General features: G+C 71.7%; 17 protein-coding genes. 9 read left to right on the plus strand and 8 right to left on the minus strand.

Features of this window, described 5'->3' with window-relative positions:
* Window positions 1-4 precede the first annotated feature (4 nt).
* On the minus strand, window positions 5-955 hold the full coding sequence (locus tag Aru02nite_RS20615; protein ID WP_203660092.1) for an NUDIX hydrolase: 951 nt from the start codon (window positions 953-955) through the stop codon (window positions 5-7).
* A 125-nt stretch (window positions 956-1,080) separates the two neighbouring features.
* On the opposite strand from Aru02nite_RS20615, the gene Aru02nite_RS20620 reads away from it, so the two are divergent.
* The gene (locus Aru02nite_RS20620; RefSeq protein WP_203660094.1) at window positions 1,081-2,580 is read left to right on the plus strand and encodes a CCA tRNA nucleotidyltransferase; all 1,500 of its coding nucleotides are present in this window, start codon (window positions 1,081-1,083) and stop codon (window positions 2,578-2,580) included.
* 12 nt (window positions 2,581-2,592) lie between these two features.
* A complete protein-coding gene (locus Aru02nite_RS20625; RefSeq protein WP_203660096.1) occupies window positions 2,593-3,264 on the plus strand; it encodes a hypothetical protein in 672 nt (223 codons plus the stop codon).
* A gap of 4 nt (window positions 3,265-3,268) precedes the next feature.
* Here the strand turns inward: Aru02nite_RS20625 and Aru02nite_RS20630 are convergent, their stop codons facing one another.
* Both Aru02nite_RS20630 and Aru02nite_RS20635 read right to left on the minus strand, forming a co-directional pair.
* Window positions 3,269-3,925 (minus strand): cyclase family protein, encoded by a 657-nt coding sequence (locus Aru02nite_RS20630; protein WP_203660098.1) that lies wholly within the window; start codon window positions 3,923-3,925, stop codon window positions 3,269-3,271.
* Window positions 3,922-5,256 (minus strand): MFS transporter, encoded by a 1,335-nt coding sequence (locus tag Aru02nite_RS20635; protein ID WP_203660100.1) that lies wholly within the window; start codon window positions 5,254-5,256, stop codon window positions 3,922-3,924. The genes Aru02nite_RS20630 and Aru02nite_RS20635 overlap by 4 nt, the downstream gene beginning before the upstream one ends.
* 160 nt (window positions 5,257-5,416) lie before the next feature.
* On the opposite strand from Aru02nite_RS20635, the gene Aru02nite_RS20640 reads away from it, so the two are divergent.
* Together Aru02nite_RS20640 and Aru02nite_RS20645 are read left to right on the plus strand one after the other, a co-directional pair.
* The gene (locus tag Aru02nite_RS20640; RefSeq protein ID WP_203660102.1) at window positions 5,417-5,842 is read left to right on the plus strand and encodes a hypothetical protein; all 426 of its coding nucleotides are present in this window, start codon (window positions 5,417-5,419) and stop codon (window positions 5,840-5,842) included.
* A complete protein-coding gene (locus tag Aru02nite_RS20645) occupies window positions 5,839-7,413 on the plus strand; it encodes a multicopper oxidase family protein (RefSeq protein ID WP_239076826.1) in 1,575 nt (524 codons plus the stop codon). The genes Aru02nite_RS20640 and Aru02nite_RS20645 overlap by 4 nt, the downstream gene beginning before the upstream one ends.
* Window positions 7,414-7,482: 69 nt before the next feature.
* Here Aru02nite_RS20645 and Aru02nite_RS20650 read toward each other — a convergent pair whose 3' ends face one another.
* Window positions 7,483-8,997 (minus strand): flotillin family protein, encoded by a 1,515-nt coding sequence (locus Aru02nite_RS20650; protein ID WP_203660104.1) that lies wholly within the window; start codon window positions 8,995-8,997, stop codon window positions 7,483-7,485.
* 33 nt (window positions 8,998-9,030) lie between these two features.
* On the minus strand, window positions 9,031-9,594 hold the full coding sequence (locus Aru02nite_RS20655; protein ID WP_203660106.1) for an NfeD C-terminal domain-containing protein: 564 nt from the start codon (window positions 9,592-9,594) through the stop codon (window positions 9,031-9,033).
* A gap of 151 nt (window positions 9,595-9,745) precedes the next feature.
* Between Aru02nite_RS20655 and Aru02nite_RS20660 the strand changes: the two genes are divergently transcribed.
* On the plus strand, window positions 9,746-10,273 hold the full coding sequence (locus tag Aru02nite_RS20660; protein WP_373324923.1) for a methylated-DNA--[protein]-cysteine S-methyltransferase: 528 nt from the start codon (window positions 9,746-9,748) through the stop codon (window positions 10,271-10,273).
* Window positions 10,274-10,377: 104 nt separating this feature from the next.
* On the opposite strand, the gene Aru02nite_RS20665 is transcribed toward Aru02nite_RS20660, so the two are convergent.
* A complete protein-coding gene (locus Aru02nite_RS20665) occupies window positions 10,378-11,457 on the minus strand; it encodes an inositol-3-phosphate synthase (protein WP_203660110.1) in 1,080 nt (359 codons plus the stop codon).
* A 79-nt stretch (window positions 11,458-11,536) separates the two neighbouring features.
* Window positions 11,537-12,214 (minus strand): PadR family transcriptional regulator, encoded by a 678-nt coding sequence (locus tag Aru02nite_RS20670; RefSeq protein WP_203660112.1) that lies wholly within the window; start codon window positions 12,212-12,214, stop codon window positions 11,537-11,539.
* A 236-nt stretch (window positions 12,215-12,450) separates the two neighbouring features.
* Between Aru02nite_RS20670 and Aru02nite_RS20675 the strand changes: the two genes are divergently transcribed.
* A complete protein-coding gene (locus tag Aru02nite_RS20675; RefSeq protein ID WP_203660114.1) occupies window positions 12,451-12,858 on the plus strand; it encodes a DUF5318 family protein in 408 nt (135 codons plus the stop codon).
* Window positions 12,859-13,264: 406 nt separating this feature from the next.
* On the opposite strand, the gene Aru02nite_RS20680 is transcribed toward Aru02nite_RS20675, so the two are convergent.
* Window positions 13,265-13,636: a hypothetical protein gene (locus Aru02nite_RS20680; RefSeq protein ID WP_203660116.1), complete on the minus strand. Its 372-nt coding sequence runs from the start codon at window positions 13,634-13,636 to the stop codon at window positions 13,265-13,267.
* A gap of 31 nt (window positions 13,637-13,667) precedes the next feature.
* Between Aru02nite_RS20680 and Aru02nite_RS20685 the strand changes: the two genes are divergently transcribed.
* The 3 genes from Aru02nite_RS20685 (at window position 13,668) to Aru02nite_RS20695 (ending at window position 18,751) form a co-directional block, all read left to right on the plus strand.
* Window positions 13,668-15,956 (plus strand): transglycosylase domain-containing protein, encoded by a 2,289-nt coding sequence (locus Aru02nite_RS20685; RefSeq protein WP_203660118.1) that lies wholly within the window; start codon window positions 13,668-13,670, stop codon window positions 15,954-15,956.
* A 199-nt stretch (window positions 15,957-16,155) separates the two neighbouring features.
* Window positions 16,156-17,622 (plus strand): glycosyltransferase family 87 protein, encoded by a 1,467-nt coding sequence (locus Aru02nite_RS20690; RefSeq protein ID WP_239076846.1) that lies wholly within the window; start codon window positions 16,156-16,158, stop codon window positions 17,620-17,622.
* A 169-nt stretch (window positions 17,623-17,791) separates the two neighbouring features.
* On the plus strand, window positions 17,792-18,751 hold the full coding sequence (locus Aru02nite_RS20695; protein ID WP_203660122.1) for an aminoglycoside phosphotransferase family protein: 960 nt from the start codon (window positions 17,792-17,794) through the stop codon (window positions 18,749-18,751).
* Window positions 18,752-18,773 lie beyond the last annotated feature (22 nt).

Below are 18,773 nucleotides of genomic sequence, written 5' to 3' on the forward strand. Positions count from 1 at the left end.
GCGCTCACGCCGACCGACGGGACAGCAGACCGGGCACCTGCGCGACGAGCCGGCGCTCGTCCGGGTACGCCAGCCTGGTCGGGATCTCGTCGAGCGGCACCCACGCGACCTCCACTACCTCGACATCCCGGTCGGACAGCTCGCCGCCGGTGAACCGGAGAAGGAAATGGTGCACGGTCTTGTGGATCTTCTCGCCGTGCAGCATGAACCAGTAGTCGACCTCGCCGAGCCGGTGCAGCACGTCGGCGCGGACCCCGGTCTCCTCCTCGATCTCCCGTACGGCCGTCTGCTCCAGGGTCTCACCCAGCTCCACGTGACCCTTCGGCAGCGACCACACCAGCCGCCCGCGCCGGTCGTGCTTGCCGATCAGCACGCCGCGCACCTCGGCGCCGCTGTCGTCGATGACCAGCCCGCCCGACGAGACCTCCTCGATCCGACCCGACCGGGTACGCCGGCGGCCGCGGATCTGGCCCGGTGGCGGCGTCTCCACCCGACGCTTGCGCCGCTTGGCCTGCTTCGGTCGCGCCGCCTCCTCGGTACGCGCCGGCGCCTCGGCAGCGCCCTCCGTACCGGCGTGCGCGCTGGTACCGCTGCCGCCGCGGCGGCGACGGCGCCGGGACCGGCGTGCCTTCCCACCGGTGTCCTCGCTGGTCGCGGGCTTGTCGGCGGGCTCGGGCCCCGTGGTGTGGGCAGGAGCCGACCCGTTGGTACGGGTCGCGTCCGGCTGGGCCGGTGCCTCGCCGGCCGGTACGTCCGGACTGTCGGCGGTGGGTGCGGTCGCGCCGGGGCGGCGGCCGGAGCGGCGGCGACGGCGACGCCTGCGGCGGCCACCACCGGACTCGGCCGGGCCGGCGCCCGACGCGTTGGGCTGGTTTGTCCCGTTGCCTGGCCGCGCGGTCGAACCCTCGGCAGGGGAACCCTGCTCGGCGGAGGGCGAGCGGTCATGGCTTGACATGTGACGACCCTAGCGCCCGCCCCCGGGGCGGGTTGACGGGAACGCCGGGGTCGTGCGGCTCACGACCCGGGCGCCGACCTGCCCGTTACCCCGCGTCGCGGTCGGCTCGCTAGGCTGGCCGGGCCATGACCGAGTCCACACCGTACGCCGTGCAGCGACGCGAACCCACCGAGGCGCAGCGCCGGGCCGTCGCCGAACTGATCACCGTGCCACCGCTCGCCGACGAGCTCGGCCGCCGTTTCGCCGCCGCCGGCCACGAGCTGTACCTGGTGGGCGGTTCCGTCCGGGACGCGTTGCTGCGCCGCCCCGGCGCGCTGCTCGCCGGCGGTACCGCGCTCACCGACCAGGACCTCGACTTCGCCACCAGCGCGCATCCGGACCAGACGCTGGAGATCCTCACCGGCTGGGCCGAGACGACCTGGACCACCGGCATCACGTTCGGCACGATCGGTGCGATGCGGCGCGGCCTGCGCATCGAGATCACCACGTACCGGGCGGAGGCGTACGACCGGGTCACCCGCAACCCGATCGTCCGGTACGGGACGAGCCTCGACGACGACCTGGTACGCCGCGACTTCACCGTGAACGCGATGGCGTTCTCCGTACCGGGGCACGAGTTCGCCGACCCGTACGGCGGGCTCGTGGACCTGGCCGCGAAGCAACTGCGTACGCCGGGGCGGCCGGAGGAGTCGTTCGCCGACGACCCGCTGCGGATGCTGCGGGCCGCGCGGTTCGCCGCGCAGCTGGGGTTCGCCGTCGACCCGGCCGTCCGGGCCGCGATGACGGCGATGGCCGGCGACCTCGGCCGCATCACCGCCGAGCGCATCCGGGACGAGCTGTCGAAGCTGATGATCGGCGCCGACCCGGTGGCCGGGCTGCGGCTGCTGGTGGACACCGGACTCGCCGAGACGTTCCTGCCGGAACTGCCGGCGCTGCGGATGCAGATCGACGAGCACGCCCAGCACAAGGACGTGTACGAGCACACCCTCACCGTCGTACAGAACGCGGTGCGGCTGGAGTCCGACGGTCCCGACCTGATCCTCCGACTCGCGGCGCTGCTGCACGACATCGGCAAGCCGGCGACGAAGGCGGTCGGCCCGGACGGCGGCGTGTCCTTCCACCACCACGAGGTCGTCGGCGCGCGGCTCACCCGGCAGCGGATGCGTGCCCTGAAGTACCCGAAGGAGACGATCGCGCAGGTCTCCCGGCTCGTCGCGCTGCACCTCCGCTTCTACGGGTACGGCCGCGGCGAGTGGACCGACTCCGCCGTCCGGCGGTACGTGACGGACGCGGCCGAGCTGCTGCCGCGGCTGAACAAGCTGGTCCGGTCCGACTGCACCACCCGTAACCGGCGCAAGGCGGCCGCGCTCGCCGCCGACTACCAGGCGCTGGAGGAGCGGATCGCGCGCATCCAGGCCGAGGAGGACCTCGCCCGGGTACGCCCGGATCTGGACGGGAACGCCATCATGAAGCTGCTGGGGATCCCACCCGGCCCCGCCGTGGGTGCCGCGTGGAAGTACCTGAAGGAGTTGCGGTTGGAGCGCGGTCCCCTGCCCCCTGACGAGGCGGAGGCCGAACTGTTCCGGTGGGCCCGGGACAATGGCCTCCTGCCACCGGAGAACTGAGAGGACCGCCCTATGGACAGCGCGGCCACGTCCCTGATCGTCAACCTGCTGCTTACCATCCCCCAGGCACTGATCATCGGCGTCGGCCTGGTGCTGTCGCTGGTCCTCCGGAAACGGCTGGGGAACCGTTCCCTGTTCACCCTTCTCGGGTTCGTGGCCATGCTGCTCGCCGCGATCGCGGCGGTGGTCACGTCCGCGCTGACCGCGTTCATGCCGTCGATCGCCGCCGACAACCACATGAGCTACGGCCAGATCTCCGCGTACCTGGGGATCACCGGCGCGGTGCGTACCCTGTTCGAACTCGTCGGGTGGGCGCTGCTGCTCGTCGGCATCTTCAAGAAGACCGGCGACGCACCGGCGACGCCGAAGCCGGCGTTCACCCCGGCGCAGCCCGGGTTCGGCGCGCAGCCCGGCACTCCGGCGCAGCCGGGATTCGGTACGCCGCAAGGGTTCCCGGCCCAGCCCGCCGGCCAGGCCCCGGCTCCCGGCCAGGCGCCCGCGGCGGGCCAGCCGGCCGCTCCGGTACAGCCCGCGCAGCCCGGCTTCCCCGGCGCCGCCCAGCCCGGCGGCCCCACCCAGCCCGGGTACGGCGCCCAGCCCGGCCAGGCCCAGCCCGGCCAGACGCAGCCCGGCCAGCCCGGCGTTCCCGGGCAGCAGTACCCGAACCAGAACCCGCAGTACTGACGGGTCAGGCGAGCCGGGCCACCGCGCGGACCGGGAAGGTGCCCATGCCGTGCACCGGAGCCGGGAGCGCGGTGAGCCGGGCGCCGGTGTCGGGCAGCGCGGCGAGGTTGGTCAGGTGCTCGACGATCGGGATGCCGGCCCCCAGCAACCCGTCGTGTACGGGGCGGTGCGGGTCGGTGACATCGTCGATGTTGAGGGTGTCGACGCCGACGAGCGCGGCGTTGGCGTCGATGAGGACGCGGGCGGCGTCGGCGGTCAGGTAGGGGCTGCCGGTCAGGTACGCGGGGGTGCCCCAGTGCCGGGACCAGCCGGTCTCGATGAGGACGGCGTGGCCCCAGAACCGCCCGGGATCGCCGAGCGCGGCGGCGTCGACGTGCGGCGCGTCGACCGCCCGGACCACCACCAGCGGTACGTCGGCGAGCCGTTCGACGGGCAGTGCGGCGACGTCCGCGCCGTCGGCGTGGTAGTGGTACGGCGCGTCGAGGTACGTGCCGGTGTTGGCGACCAGCTCGATCCGGGCGATGTCGAACGACACGCCGGTGCCCAACTCGGCGCCGCTCTGCGCGCGCGACTTGTACGTGGACAGCCGGGGTTCGGGCATGCCCGGGTAGGTGACCATGCCGTCCCGGATGCCGTGCGACAGCTCGACGAACCTGCTCATGACTCTCCACTGTGGACAGAAGGGGTACCGGTCGTGGCCGGGTCGCGGTGCGCCAGGGCGCCGGACAGTACCCGGTAGCCGAGGCCGACCGCGGCGTACCCGAGGCCGATGACGAAGACCATGACGAGCGAGTGCCCGTCCGCCGGGAGTACGAGGGCCGCGACGAACAGGCCCAGCACGTAGCACACGTTGTACGTGGTGTCGTTGACGCTGAACACCCGCCCGCGGAACTCGTCGGTGCACTCGCGTTGCAGCGTGGTGTCCACGACGATCTTCGTACCCTGCGAGGCGATGTTGATCGCGAAGACCGCGAGGACCAGCAGCGGCTGCGCGAACGGCGCGCCGAGCAGGACCACGAGGACGCCGGCGGCGGTGAGCAGCAGCGTCACCCAGGCCCGACCGCCGAACCGCCGTACGCCGGGCGGGGTGACCATCGCGCCGACGAACGAACCCGCGCCGCCCGCCACGACCACCTGCGCCAGGCCGACGATCGAGTGCGTGAAGTGCGCGCCGGCGGCGAAGTAGTTCCGGTAGAGGAGAAGCGCGGCGACGGTGAGCACCCCGTACAGCACCCGGTACGCGGACTGGGCGGCGAGCACGGTCGCAGCGTTCGGCCGGGCGAGCAGGTGGCGGGCGCCGGCGACCATCCCGCGCGCCACGATCACCAGCTCCGCCGGTACCGAGCCGCCACGCCGGGTCGACGCGTCCGGCCCCAGCTCCGGAACCCGGAAGTACGCCCGGGCGAGCAGCCCGGCGATCAGGAAGCCGACGCCTGCCGCACACGCCAGCGCCCCGTACGCGTGCGGCCCGGTGAGGACCGCGAACTGCACCAGCGCCGAGACACCCAGCGCGAGCGACGTGCAGACCGTACCGAGGGTGGGGGCGAGCGCGTTCGCGGTGATCAGGCGCTGGCCGTCGACCACGTGCGGCAGGGCCGCGGAGTGCCCCGCCAGGATGAACCGGTTGATCCCGATCACCAGCAGTGCCAACAGGATGAACGCGACACCGTCGTGCCGGGTGGCGAGCAGCGCGGCGGCCGGCAGCGCGAGCAGCGTACGCACCAGGTTCGCGTACACGAGGACGTTGCGGCGCGGCCAGCGGTCCAGGAACACGCCGACGAACGGGCCGAGCACCGAGTACGGCAGGAGGAGCACGGCGAAGCCGGTGGCGATGGCGACCGGGTTCGCCTGCCGGTCCGGGTTGAACAGGATCGATCCGGCCAGCGCGCCGGAGAACAGCCCGTCCGAGAACTGGCTGGTCAGCCGCGCCGCCAGGAGCCTGCGGAACCCCCGACTGGCCAGCAGGGTACGCACGTTCCGCTTGCCCGACACGACAGCGAGCCTATCCGTTGCCGGTACCGCAGCGGCGGTAGCGGGCGCGCAGCGCCTACCGCGCGGGACGCAGCTCACGTGCCCTCCGGCGGCGGACGACCCGGGCGCCGCGTACCGACATGATGAGGGCCGTCACGGGACCGCACAGGGGGAATCAGACGTGGACACCACGACACGGGCCGGCGCCGTCGCGCCGGCCAGGATCCGACCCGGCCTCATCACCGCACTGCGCATCGTGGCGGTCGCCACCTCGGTGGTGGTGCTGCTGCAAGCGGTCTCCGCCGGGCTGTTCGTCACCGGACAGGTCTCGTTCCTGGACATGCACGGATACGGGGCGATGCTCGCCGGCCTGCTCGTCATCGCCACGCTCGTCGCCGCCGTCCTGCGCTGGAAGCCCGGCGGCGGTACGAGCCAGCCCGTACTCATGGCCGTCGTCGAGGTCGTCCTCGTCGTCGCCCAGGCCGGCCTCGGTGCCAGCCGCGCGCTGAGCCTGCACATCCCGCTCGGCGTCGCCCTCTTCGGCGTCACCCTCCTGTACGCCGTGTGGGCGTGCACGCCCGCCGCGGCCCGCCGGGCGGAGTCGTGAGTACGGCGCGGCGCGGGACGTTCGGGGTGGACCGGCGCCGGTTCCTCGGGCTGGTCGGCGTGGCGGGTGTGGCGGTCGCGGCCGGCGGCACGCTCGCCGGCTGCGGCAAGGAGAGTTCGGCGGTGACGCTGCCGAGTACGGCGCCGCTGCCGCCGCAGTTCCGGGTGCCGCTGCCGGTCCCGCGGGTCGCCCGGCCGGTCGGCACCGACGGCGGCGTCGACCGGTACGAGATCACCGAGCGGATCGGTACCGCCGAGATCGTCCCCGGCACCCGTACCAAGGTCTGGGGGTACGACGGGACGTTCCCGGGGCCGACGTTCGAGGCGCGCGCCGGGCGCGAGATCGCCGTGACGATCCGCAACGAACTCCCCCAGCCGACGTCCACCCACCTGCACGGCGGGGTCACGCCGCCGGACTCCGACGGCTACCCCACCGACCTCGTCGTACCGGTGGGCGGCACGTTCGATCCGTCGATGCACCACTCGTCCGGCATGAAGATGACGGTCCGGCCCGGCGACTGGACCCTCCACAAAGGACAGAAGAGCTACCGGTACCCGCTCGGCCAGCGCGCCGCGAGCCTCTGGTACCACGACCACCGGATGGACTTCAGCGCGCCGCAGGTGTGGCGCGGCCTCGCCGGCGCGTTCGTCGTACGCGACGACGAGGACGACGCGCTGCCGCTGCCGAAGGGCGAGCGCGACGTGCCGCTGCTGATCTGCGACCGGTCGTTCACCGCCGACGGCTCCTTCGCCTACCCCGCAAAGGATCCGTCGCTCACCATGACGCCCGGCGTGACCGCGAGGTACATGCAGGGGGTGCAGGGGGACGTCATCCTCGTCAACGGCGCGCCGTGGCCGGAGATGGAGGTCACCGCCACCCGGTACCGGTTCCGCATCGTCAACGCCTCCAACGCCCGGCGCTACCAGCTCGGGCTGACCGGCGGGGCGCGGTTCGTGCAGGTCGGCAGCGACCAGGGGCTGCTCACCGCACCGGTACGCCACGACTCGATCCTCGTCACCCCCGGCGAACGCTTCGACGTCGTCATCGACTTCTCCGGGCACAAGCCCGGCTCGACGGTCACCATGACGAACGCGCTCGGCGCCGGCCGTACCGGCAGCGTCATGCGGTTCCGGGTGACGCGCCGGGCGTCCGACGACAGCCGCATCCCGACACACCTGTCGACGTACCGGACGCTGCGGCGGTCGGAGGCGCGCGTGACCCGGCAGTTCGACTTCCGGCTCACCGACGGCGGCTGGTCCGTCAACAAGGAGTACTTCAGCCCGAGTACGGTCCTCGCCCGGCCCGCCCTGAACTCCGTGGAACTGTGGCGGTTCTCCAGCGACTTCCACCACCCCATCCACACCCACCTGGCGCACTTCCAGGTGGTGAGCCGCGACGGCAAGGACCCGGCGCCCACCGACGCCGGCTGGAAGGACACCGTCGACGTCCGCCCGTACGAGGTGGTCGAGGTGCTCGTACGGTTCAGCGGCTTCCGCGGCCGGTACATGCTGCACTGCCACAACCTGGAACACGAGGACATGGCCATGATGGCCAACTTCCGGATCGTCTGACCCGGGGCGGGAACGACAGTGCCGCGCCGGCCCGGGTGGGTCGGCGCGGCACCGTCATCCGTTGGTACGTCAGGACTCCGGCGTGGCCTCGGCGATCTGCGCCGTACCGTTGCCGCCGTTGGCCTTCGCGCCCAGCTTCGCCAGCAGCGCGCCCACGTCGATCCCGGTCAGGTCGGTACCGAGCTGGAGGCCCTGCGCCACCGTCGACGCGACCGACTTGGTCACCGCGTTCGCCCCGTCGGTGGAGATCACCGTCATCTTGTCGATGCCCGCGATCGGCTTCGCGGCGGCCTCGACCACCTGCGGCAGCATCTTCACCAGCATTTCCAGTACGGCAGCCTCGCCGTACTTGTCGAACGCCTCGGCCTTGAGCCGCATCGCCTCGGCGTCCGCCTTACCGCGGGCCAGGATCGCGGACGCCTCCGCCTCACCCTCGCGCTGCACCGCGTCGGCGACCGCCTGCCGGCGCAGCTTCTCCGCCTCACCGCGCTTCGCACCCTCGATCGCGTCCGCCTCGGCGAGGGCCGCCCGGCGGGCCCGGTCACCCTCACCGGTCAGCCGCGCCTGCTCGGCGTCGGCGTGCGCGGCCTCGACGGTCGCCCGCCGCTCCGCCTCGGCGCGGGCGATCGCCGCACTCTTCGCCGCCTCCGCCTCCTGCTCCACCTTGTACCGGGCGGCGTCCGCCGGCTTGCGTACCTCGGTGTCGAGCTGGCGTTCCTTCAGCTCCGCGTTGCGCTGCGCCACCTTCTGCTGCTCGGCGAGGATCGCCTGGTCGCGCTCCGCCTTGGCCAGCGGGCCGGCGGCGGCGGACTTCTGCGTCGCGGCGTCGATCTCGGCCTGGATACCGGCCTTCTTCAGCGCCAGGTTCCGCTCGGACTCGGCGATGACCTCCTCGGCGCGCAGCCGCTCCTGCTCGGCCGACTGCCGCGCGGTCGCCTCGGCGATCGCGGCCTCCTTGACCGCGCGCGCCGCCTCCGGCCGACCCAGGTTCTTCAGGTAGTCGCCCTCGGTACGGATGTCCTGCAGCTGGAACGTGTCCAGCACCAGGCCCTGGTTGGTCAGGGAGTTCTCCGCCTCCTCCGCGACCTCCGACGCGAACGCCGCGCGGTCCCGTACGATCTCCTCGATCGTCAGCCGGCCCACGATCGACCGCAGCGCACCGGCGAGCACCTCGCTCGTGAAGTTCTCGATCTCGTCCTGCTGGTCCAGGAACCGCTGGGCGGCCGCGCGGATCGCGTCCTCGGTGCCGCCGACCTTGACGATCGCCACCGCGTCCAGGTTGCAGGTGATGCCCTGCTTGTTGATCGCGCCGGTCACCGTCACCGGGATCCGCCGGCTCGACAGGTCGAGGATCTGGAGCCGCTGCACGACCGGCATCACGAACACCGACGCGCCCATGACGACCTTCTGGCCCGACAGATCCGTGGTACGCCGGCCGTCGGCGCTCGTCGTCGACTTGCCCTTGCGGCCCGTCACGATGAACGCCTCGTTCGACCCGGCGACCTTGATCCGGGACAGGATCAGGGCGACGATCAGGATCACCAGCACGACGATGCCGGCGATCCCGATGAGGATGGGAGTCATCAATCCGTCCTTTGTGGAGGGTTGGTGGGGATCTCAGCCGAGCTCGGGCGGCAGCGCGGCGGTCTCCTCGACCACCACGCTGGTCGCGCTCGGTGTCTCGATGACCAGCACCGGGGTGCCGGTGGCGAGCGGCGCGTCCGCCCGCGCGTTGTACTTCAGGCGCTGCCCGGACACGGTGAGGCTGACCTCGCCGTACCCACCGGTCCGGATCGGGGTGATCACCACGCCGGTGACGCCGATCAGGTCCGCGCTGGAGAGGGTGGCGTCGGTCGGCATGTCGGCCACCGCCCGGGTCAGCCGGAGCGCCAGCCACCCGGTCGGCAGCGCCGCGAGAAGCCCGCCGAGCATCCCGGCACCGGCCTCGACCACGACACCACCCGGTACGAGGGACGCGACGATCAGCCCGGCGAACCCGAACGCGCCCACGAAACCGGCGATCGCCGGCACCGAGAACGGCCCGTCCGCGTCGGCGTGGCCGAGGTGCAGCAGGTCGCCGAGCAGCAGGGACGCGGCGAGCACCACCACGCCGACGGCGCCGACGACCAGGAAGGTGATCGTCACCCAGTCCACCGCGGCCTCCCCGCCTCGTACCGGCATGATCAAGCGTAGCCGTGCCGCGCACCCGTCCATTCCGTGGTGAAACGTCGGATCCGTTGCGCCGCAACGCCACTGGCGACGACCGCCACCCGGCGCCGTCCTGGTCCGATTCTCGCCAGAGAATGTCGGAGCCGGCTGGGAGGATGGTCGGGTGCGGTGGATGAGTGTGCCTTCCCCGATCGGCGATCTGGTCCTCACGGCGGACGACGGGCGGCTGAGCCGGCTGGAGTTCGGTGCCCGGCAGCGCCGGGCGGGCGAGTCCGGCGGGCGCGGTCCGCGGGTCGTCGGCCCGCCGAGCCCGGACGAGCCGGTCCTCGCCGCCGCCGCCGAACAGCTGCAGGCGTACTTCGCGGGTCGGCTCACCGAGTTCGACCTGCCGCTGTCGATGGCCGGATCGGAGTTCGAGCGCGCCGTCTGGGCCGAACTGTCCCGCATCCCGTACGGCGAGACCCGGTCGTACGGGGACGTCGCCCGCGCGGTGGCCGGCGACGTCGGCGCCTCCCGCGCGGTCGGCATCGCGAACAACCACAACCCGGTCGCGGTCATCGTCCCGTGCCACCGGGTCGTCGGCGCCAACCGCAAGCTCGTCGGGTACGGCGGCGGCCTGGACCGCAAGGTCTTCCTGCTCGAACTGGAGGCCCGCGTCCAGCTCACCACCGCCGGCCTTTTCGCCCCCTGAGCCGGGCCACGATTCCGGCCGGCGACACCGGCGGACGATCCGGCCCCGGTACGCAGACGACGGTGGCCGCGCGGGGCGGCCACCGTCGTCGGAGGTGCGGGAGGTCAGCGCTCCAGTTCGCCGGCGATGAACTTGTCGACCGCGTCGCGCGCCGTCGAGTCGTCGTACTGCTCCGGCGGCGACTTCATGAAGTACGAGGAGGCGGAGAGGATCGGGCCGCCGATGCCGCGGTCCTTGGCGATCTTCGCGGCGCGCAGCGCGTCGATGATGATGCCGGCCGAGTTCGGCGAGTCCCAGACCTCCAGCTTGTACTCCAGCTGCAGCGGCACGTCACCGAACGCCGAGCCCTCCAGCCGGACCAGCGCGTACTTCCGGTCCTCCAGGAACGGCACGTAGTCGGACGGTCCGATGTGGACGTCCGCGGTGCGCATCTCGTGCGGGATCTGGGACGTCACGGCCTGCGTCTTCGAGATCTTCTTGGACTTCAGCCGCTTGCGCTCCAGCATGTTCATGAAGTCCATGTTGCCGCCGAAGTTCAGCTGGTACGTGCGGTCCAGCCGGACGCCGCGGTCCTCGAACAGCTTCGCCAGTACGCGGTGCGTGATGGTCGCGCCGACCTGCGACTTGATGTCGTCGCCGACGATCGGTACGCCCGCGTCGGTGAACTTCTTCGCCCACACCGGGTCGGAGGCGATGAACACGGGCAGCGCGTTCACGAACGCCACGCCGGCGTCGATCGCGCACTGCGCGTAGAACTTGTCCGCCTCCTCGGACCCCACCGGGAGGTACGACACGAGCACGTCGACGTTCGCCGCACGCAGCGCAGAGACCACGTCGACCGGCGCCTCGTCGGACTCCTCGATCGTCTCGCTGTAGTACTCCCCGAGGCCGTCGAAGGTGTGGCCACGCTGAACGGTCACGCCGGACGGCGGTACGTCGCAGATCTTGATCGTGTTGTTCTCGCTCGCGACGATCGCCTCGGACAGGTCGCGGCCGACCTTCTTGGCGTCCACGTCGAAGGCGGCGACGAACTCCACGTCACCGACGTGGTAGTCACCGAACCGGACGTGCATGAGTCCCGGAACGCGGTCGTTCGGGTCGGCGTCGCGGTAGTAGTGCACGCCCTGGACCAGGGACGCCGCGCAGTTGCCGACTCCGACGATCGCAACGCGGACAGAACCCATGTCTGCCTCCTTCTCTCACGGCCGCACCGGGTCTCGGTGCCACGACGTGGCGCCCGGGGCGGTACTTGCTTGTCAGGGCCTAGTCGGTGCGGCGGTCGCCGTCCCGGTCGGCCCCGGTGGCGGGGTGTGCGCTGTCACCGGCCCGGGTCTCGGGTCGTTGCGTGGTGACGGTGGGCGGTTGACCGGTCCGCTCGTGCGCGATCAGCTCCTCCAGCCAACGGACCTCCCGGTCCGCCGCTTCGAGGCCGTGCCGCTGCAACTCCTGGGTGTACGCGTCGATCCGCTCGGCGGCTCTGTCGAGCGCATCGCGCAGACCCTCCCGGCGTTCCTCGACCCGGCGCCGTCGCCCTTCGAGGATCCGCAGCCGCGTCGCCGCGTCGGTACGCCCGAAGAACGCGAAGTGCACGCCGAACGTGGCGTCCTCCCACGTCTCCGGACCGGCCTGGGCGAGCAGTTCGCCGAAGCGTTCCTTGCCCTCGGCGGTCAGGCGGTAGACCACCTTGCCGCGCTTGCCGAGCCCGGTGCCCTTGACGCGCGGCGCCCTGGCCGCGGGCACCTCCCCGGTCGTCGGCGACGCCGCCGAGTCCGGTGCGTCCTCGATCCAGCCGGCCTCGCGGAGGCGGCGGAGCGTCGGGTAGAGCGTGCCGTAGCTGAACGCGGCCCGGAACGCGCCGAGCATCGTGGTGAGCCGCTTGCGCAACTCGTACCCGTGCATGGGGGACTCGTGCAGGAGGCCGAGGATCGCCAGCTCCAGCACCCCGCCACCTCCGTCCCGATCCGCACGTCAATCACTCGGAGCGATCCGCGACGGGTTGCCGCGATGTATCGGCCCGATACATCGCAACCATAACAGCAGCGTTGGCAGGCGGGAAGCGTCCGGACCGCGGGCCGCTTTGTCGCCGATCGGGCTCCGCAGCGGAATTACGCCGAGTAACGACCGATTTAACCTCGCACGACTGTGCGGTCCGGTCGTCGGCGCGTACTCTCGTGCCCATGCGCACGCAGCGGCAGGTCGTCGACTACTCGCTTCAGAAGCGAGCGACCCTGCGCGAGCTGCGTACCGGCCGGATCGGGACGTACGAGGCGTGCGACGCCTCGCCGTACCTGATGAATGCCGCGCGTTACCACGGGGAGCAGACGGACCAGCGGTGCCCGGTGTGTTCCCGGGAGAACCTCTGGCACGTGCACTACATATATGGCGACGAGCTGAAGCAGTCCGCCGGCCAGGCCCGACGCAGGGCCGAGCTGCCGGTGCTGGCGATGACCTACCGCGAGTTCAGTGTGTACGTGGTGGAGGTCTGCCGGGGCTGCGGCTGGAACCATCTCGCCGAGCAGTTCCTGCTCGGTCGCGACGGGGTGACGGACCCCGACCCACAGCACCGTCGTGAGGCGGCGGAGTGAGCGCGCATACCGCTGAACACGGCGGTGTGCAAGCGGAGTGGGCGCGTTACATGGTGCGGCGAAGCTCACACGAACCGGACGGCGGCTTGGTTCTCGCCGTCCCCGACGGCATGGTGTGACGAATGACGAGCCCCCCGAACCGCCCGCGCGGCTCGGCCCGTGTTCCCGGGCCGACTCCCGACGGTCCCGGTGGTGCCCGCGAGCCGGGCCAACCCAGCGGACACCGGTCGGGTCAGCACGGGTCCAGCGACTACGGCACCGGCCGGCACGGCAGTCCCGACCAGGGCTCCTCGCCCTACCGGAGCCCCGGTGCGCCGATCGGCGGCGAGCGGACGGGCCGGCACAGCGCCGGATCGTACGGTGAGCCCACCGGTTCCGGCCGCGCGCGTCCGGCGTCCCCGGACCGCTACCCGGCACCCGAGTCCGCCCCGCCCCGCCGTGGCGAGCCGTCCCGGGGACGGTCCCGATCCGAGTACGGGTCGGGACCTTCTCGTACGGACGAGCCGCCGAGCGGTCGGCACTCCGTACCGGAGCCGGGCACCGGGCGGCACAGCGTACCGGGCGGCGCGACCGGCAGCGCCCGCGTCGGCGGCCCGCGTACCGGATCGATGGGCAGCGCCTCGGTCGGCAGCGCGTCGGTCGGTTCGGCGTCCGTGGGCTCCGCGTCGGTCGGCAGCGCGTCGGTCGGCGGGCCGAGCGGGCGCGCGTCGGTGCGACCGGCCGGTCCGGGCGGCGGCGACGGTGGCGGCGACTTCTTCTCCGACAGCTTCGACGACATCGAGCGTCGCGACCGTTCCGAGCGCCGCCGCGTGGCGAAGTCGCCGAGCGGCAAGAAGCGGGCCCGGCGCCGCCGCATCATCGCCGGCATCGCGGTTCTGTTGCTGCTGGCGGGAATCGGCACGATCGGCGGGGCGTACTACTTCACGTCGGTGCCGTTGCCGAACGAGATCAAGGCGCAGGTGCCCAGCACCTTCTACTACAGCAACGGCAGCCAGATGGCGCGGATCGGCGCGTCGAACGGCAGCCACGTGGACGTCAGCAAGCTGCCGAAGTACGTGAAGTACGCGGTGGTGTCGGCGGAGGACCGCAGCTTCTACAAGAACTCCGGCGTCGACTTCAAGGGCATCCTGCGGGCCGCCTGGGGTCACGTGACCGGCAACGAGGACGCCGGCGGCGCGTCGACCATCACGATGCAGTACGCGAAGCTGATCCAGGACCGGTTGCAGAGCAACCGGACGTACACGGAGAAGCTCAAAGAGACCGTCATCGCGATGAAGCTCGACCAGAAGTACGACAAGGACACGATCCTCGGCTTCTACCTCGACCTCGTGTACTTCAACCGCGGGGCGACGGGGATCCAGGCCGCGGCGCGGGCGTACTTCCACAAGGACGCGACCAAGCTGACGCCCGAGGAGGCGGCCGTCGTCGCCGCGGTCATCAAGGACCCGACGAACTTCGACCCCTCGGTGAACAAGAAGGCCGCGGAGGGGCGCTGGGAGTACGTGCTGGAGGGCATGAAGAAGCTCGGCGTGTACGACAAGCCCATCAGCGTCAAGAACTATCCCAAGGTCTATCCGGACGATCCGAACAGTCACGGCGCCACGTTCGGCCTGGACAAGTCGACCGGTTTCGTGGTGCAGCAGGTGATCCGCGAGCTGTCCAACAACAAGGCGCTCAGCCAGGACCCGGACCCGACCAAGCGGTACGAGCAGACCAAGCAGGCGCTGGAGACCGGCGGGTACAAGATCACCACGACGATCAACCCGGCCGCGCAGAAGGACGCCATCGAGGCCGCGCACTACGGCCTGAAGGAAGCGAAGGCGAGAAACCCGAAGATGGCCGCCGCGCTGGTCGCGGTCGAGCCCGGCACGGGCAACGTCATCGCGTACTACGGCGGCGACAACGGTACCGGGTACGACATGGCCGGCAACCCGCACCAGCCCGGTTCGTCGTTCAAGGTGTACACGCTGGCCGCGGGCGTCGACTCCGGCGTCTCGGTCAAGTCGTACTGGAACGGTGACGCGGACGAGGCGTTCCCGGACCGCGGCGGCGACGGCAAGGTGCACAACTCCGACGGCGAGGTCTGCCACGACGCCGGCAAGATCGACGGCCACAACGTCTGCACCCTGTACAACGCCACCGCCATGTCGCTGAACACCGTCTTCTACGCGCTCGCCGACAAGGTCGGCAAGGCGAACGTGCTGAAGCTGGCGCACGATGCCGGCATCAACTCGATCACCAGCGACGGCGTGAACGGCAACGCGCCGACGAAGTACAGCCTGGCGAACGTGACGGACGAGCAGTCCGCGCAGGACATCGTCGACAAGGGCGGCATCGGCAACGAGATCGGCTTCGGCCAGTACCCGGTGACGCCGCTCGACCACGCCAACGGGTACGCGACCTTCGCCAACGAGGGCCGGTACACGCAGGCGACGTTCGTCAAGAAGATGACCGACCAGGACGGCAACGTCGCGTACACGCCGAAGCGGGAGCACCGGCAGGTGTTCAGCAAGACGACCGCCGCCGACGTCGACTGGGTGCTCCGCAAGGTCGCGACCAAGAGCAGCCAGATGATCCAGCCGTACCGGCAGCAGGCGAACAAGACCGGTACCTGGGAGTTCCCGAACAAGGACAACAAGAACGAGAACTCGCACGCCTGGATGTGCGGGTACGTGCCGCAGCTCGCGAGCGTCGTGTGGATGGGCCGCAAGGACAAGGACGGTCCGATCTACAACGACTGGGGCGCCCCGCTGTACGGCTCGGAGTTCCCGTCCGACATCTGGGCGCGGTTCATGAGCAACGCGTTGCGGGACATGAACAAGCCGGCGCAGAACTTCCCGACGCCGACGTTCAGCGGCTCCGTCGACAAGGGGCAGATGCACTCCCCGTCCCCGTCGCCGTCGCCGACCCCGTCGTCGCCGTCGCCGACGCCGAGCGGCCCGAGCCCGTCGAACTCGATCCCGGGCGGCTGGGGTGGCGACCCCAACTCGCCGAACCCGGGCCAGAGTTCGTGCAGCCCGTGGGATCCGACCTGTCGGACGAAACCCGGTAACGGCAACGTCCAGCCGAACAACGTCCAACCGACAGCCACCGGGTAGCGCGCGGCCCCGCGGTCATCGGGCAGGATGGGTCGCTATGAGCGCAGACCGGAGGCAGCGGCCCGTACCCGGGGATCCGGTGGTCGCCGGAGGTCGGAGCGAGCGGGGCGTGTCGGGCGCAGACCGGAGGCAGCGGCCCGTACCCGGGGATCCGGTGGTCGCCGGGGAGCGGCTGCCCGTGGCCGGGGGCGGCGGTCAGGTGGCCGTCGCCCGGGCCGGGCGGATCGATCCGTACGCGGACGAGCCGGCCCGGGAGGACTGGTTCGTCCGCGGTGTGTCGGAGGCGGTCGGCGGGCCGCTCGGTGACCACGCGGTACGGCCGCCGCGGCGCGGGTTCTGGACTCCGGTGCGGATCGTACTGGCGCTGGCGTGTCTGCTGTTCGCGCTGCACTGGGTGCAGAAGTCGCCGTGCCGGGACGGCGCGTGGGTGAACCTGAAGCAGTACAAGGATCTGTGCTACACGGACGTCGTCGCGCTGTACTACGCGGAGGGGCTTGGCGAGGGCCAGGTGCCGTACGCCGACCACAAGGTCGAGTACCCGGTGCTGACGGGTCTGTTCATGGGTGCGGTGGGGCTGCCGGTGCACGCGGTCGGGCAGGCGCTCGGCCCGGCGTTCAACCAGGGCAAGTGGTTCTACGACGCGAACGCGCTGATCCTGTGCGGGCTCGGTGTCGGTACGGTCGCGATGGTGTTGGCGTTGCGGCGCCGACGACCGTGGGACGCGTTGCTGCTCGCGGTGGCGCCGGCGATGCTGTTCACCGCGACCGTCAACTGGGACCTGCTCGCGATCGCACCGACGGTCGGCGCGCTCGTGGCGTGGGCGCGGCGAAAACCGGCGCTCGCCGGCCTGCTGCTCGGGTTGGGCGTGGCCGCGAAGTTCTATCCGCTGCTGATACTCGGGCCGTTGCTGGTGCTGGCGCTGCGGTCCGGGAAGCTGCGCCAGGCGGGCATGACGGTACTGACCGCCGCGGCGACCTGGCTCGTCGTCAACCTGCCGTTCGCGGTCTTCTTCCGGGACGCGTGGCTGGAGTTCTTCCGGCTGAACTCGACGCGCGGGGTCGACTGGGGCACCTTCTGGTACATCGGGGCGCACTTCCCGCGTGGCCGGGACGGTGCCGGCTTCTTCCCGTTCACGTGGCTGAGCACGCACATCCCGGCGCTGAACCTGTTGTACGGCGTGCTGTTCGCGGTGTGCTGCCTGGGCATCGCCGCGCTCGCGATCCTGGCGCCGCGCCGGCCGCGGCTGGCGCAGCTCGCGTTCCTGGTGGTCGCGTGCTTCCTGCTGACCGGCAAGGTCTGGTCCCAGCAGTACGTGTTGTGGCTGATCCCGCTCGCCGTACTGGCTCGCCCGCGGTGGGGCGCGTTCCTGGCGTGGCAGCTCGCCGAGGTCGGCTACTTCCTGGCGTTCTACGCGGAACTCATGGGCGCCAGCGGCAAGGGCGTCATCCCGGAGTGGGTGTTCGTGTTCTTCGCGGTCGCGCGGCTGATCACCCTCGCCGTCCTCGTCGGGTACGTGGTGCGCGACGTGCTGCGCCCCGACCGTGACGCGGTCCGCGCCGACGGCGCCGACGACCCCGACGGCGGCGTACTCGACGGTGCGCCGGACGCGGCGTGGCTGCCGAACCGGCGTCGCGTCGACAGGTTCCACGTGCCCGTGCCTTCTTGACCTTGCCGACGTTCGCGCGGCCGGTCGACCGGCCGCGCGGCTCCCCCGGCCGCGGTACGTCCACGGTCGGGAACACGCGCACGCACCGGGGCCGTACGGGCGCGGGCGCCGCCGGGCTGCCGACCGTTCCGATCCGGATCCGTCGCAACCCGAGGAGTACCGAAAGCCCATGGACACACTGCTTCCGCCCGACCTCGCGGCGAACGTCGCCGAGATCTTCGGCGACCGCGGCCGCCACTGGGTCGCCGACCTGCCCGCGCTCGTCGCCGACACCTGCGCCGCCTGGGATCTCACCGTCGCCGGCCCCGCCCTCCCCGGCGGCACCCACTCGTACGTCGCGCCCGTGCGCCACGACGGCACCACGTACGTGCTGAAGGTGCCGGTACTGGACGACGAGAACTTCGCCGAGTGCGCGGCGCTGCGCTGCTACGCCGGCGACGGTGCCGTACGCCTGCACCGCGCCGACCTCACCACCGGCGCCCTGCTGCTCGAACGCGCCGACCCCGGCCACGCCCTCCTCGCCGAGTACGAGGGGGGCGGCCGGGAGCTGGGCGAGGTCGTCGACCTGGCCACCGGCGTACTCCGGCGGTTGCGTCGCCCGCCGACCGGTGACCTGAGCTGTCCGCCGCCGAACGGCACCGGCACCCTCGCCCCCGGCGTGCCGTTTCCGCGGGTACGGGACCTGGCCCGGCGCTGGGCGGCCACCCTGGAGAGCCGCCACGACGAGCTGGGCCGCCCGTTCGAGCACCGGTTGTTCGCCGAGGCGGCGCGGCTGTGCGCGGAGTACGCCGAGGCGGACGGCCCCGACGTACTGGTGAACCGGGACGGCCACACCGGCAACGTACTGTCCGGCCGCGGTGGCAGGGAGTGGCTGCTCATCGACCCGAAGCCGATGGTCGGCGACGCCGCGTTCGACGCCGGGCACCTGCTCTGGGACCTGCTCCGGTTCGAACCGACCCGGACGCGCGCCCGGTACCTCGTCGACCGCATCGCCGACGGGCTCGCCGTCGACGCCGAACGCGTCCGCGGCTGGGCGCTGATCCGCGCCGTCGACAACATTTCGTGGGCGTACGCCGCGGGCGTCGCCCAGCCGTACGCGGATGGCGCGGCCGCCCTGTCCGCCACCTGATCCGGCCCGCCCGCGGAGTGGA

The organism is Actinocatenispora rupis, from assembly GCF_016861975.1.
GTDB lineage: Bacteria > Actinomycetota > Actinomycetes > Mycobacteriales > Micromonosporaceae > Actinocatenispora > Actinocatenispora rupis.

What these genes read in the sequence shown, in the direction of transcription:
- Aru02nite_RS20615 (WP_203660092.1), bottom strand. Translation starts at nt 955, where the DNA reads ATGTCAAGCCATGACCGCTCGCCCTCCGCCGAGCAGGGTTCCCCTGCC.
- Aru02nite_RS20620 (WP_203660094.1), top strand. Translation starts at nt 1,081, where the DNA reads ATGACCGAGTCCACACCGTACGCCGTGCAGCGACGCGAACCCACCGAG.
- Aru02nite_RS20625 (WP_203660096.1), top strand. Translation starts at nt 2,593, where the DNA reads ATGGACAGCGCGGCCACGTCCCTGATCGTCAACCTGCTGCTTACCATC.
- Aru02nite_RS20630 (WP_203660098.1), bottom strand. Translation starts at nt 3,925, where the DNA reads ATGAGCAGGTTCGTCGAGCTGTCGCACGGCATCCGGGACGGCATGGTC.
- Aru02nite_RS20650 (WP_203660104.1), bottom strand. Translation starts at nt 8,997, where the DNA reads ATGACTCCCATCCTCATCGGGATCGCCGGCATCGTCGTGCTGGTGATC.
- Aru02nite_RS20655 (WP_203660106.1), bottom strand. Translation starts at nt 9,594, where the DNA reads ATGCCGGTACGAGGCGGGGAGGCCGCGGTGGACTGGGTGACGATCACC.
- Aru02nite_RS20665 (WP_203660110.1), bottom strand. Translation starts at nt 11,457, where the DNA reads ATGGGTTCTGTCCGCGTTGCGATCGTCGGAGTCGGCAACTGCGCGGCG.
- Aru02nite_RS20675 (WP_203660114.1), top strand. Translation starts at nt 12,451, where the DNA reads ATGCGCACGCAGCGGCAGGTCGTCGACTACTCGCTTCAGAAGCGAGCG.
- Aru02nite_RS20680 (WP_203660116.1), bottom strand. Translation starts at nt 13,636, where the DNA reads ATGTCGTCGAAGCTGTCGGAGAAGAAGTCGCCGCCACCGTCGCCGCCG.
- Aru02nite_RS20695 (WP_203660122.1), top strand. Translation starts at nt 17,792, where the DNA reads ATGGACACACTGCTTCCGCCCGACCTCGCGGCGAACGTCGCCGAGATC.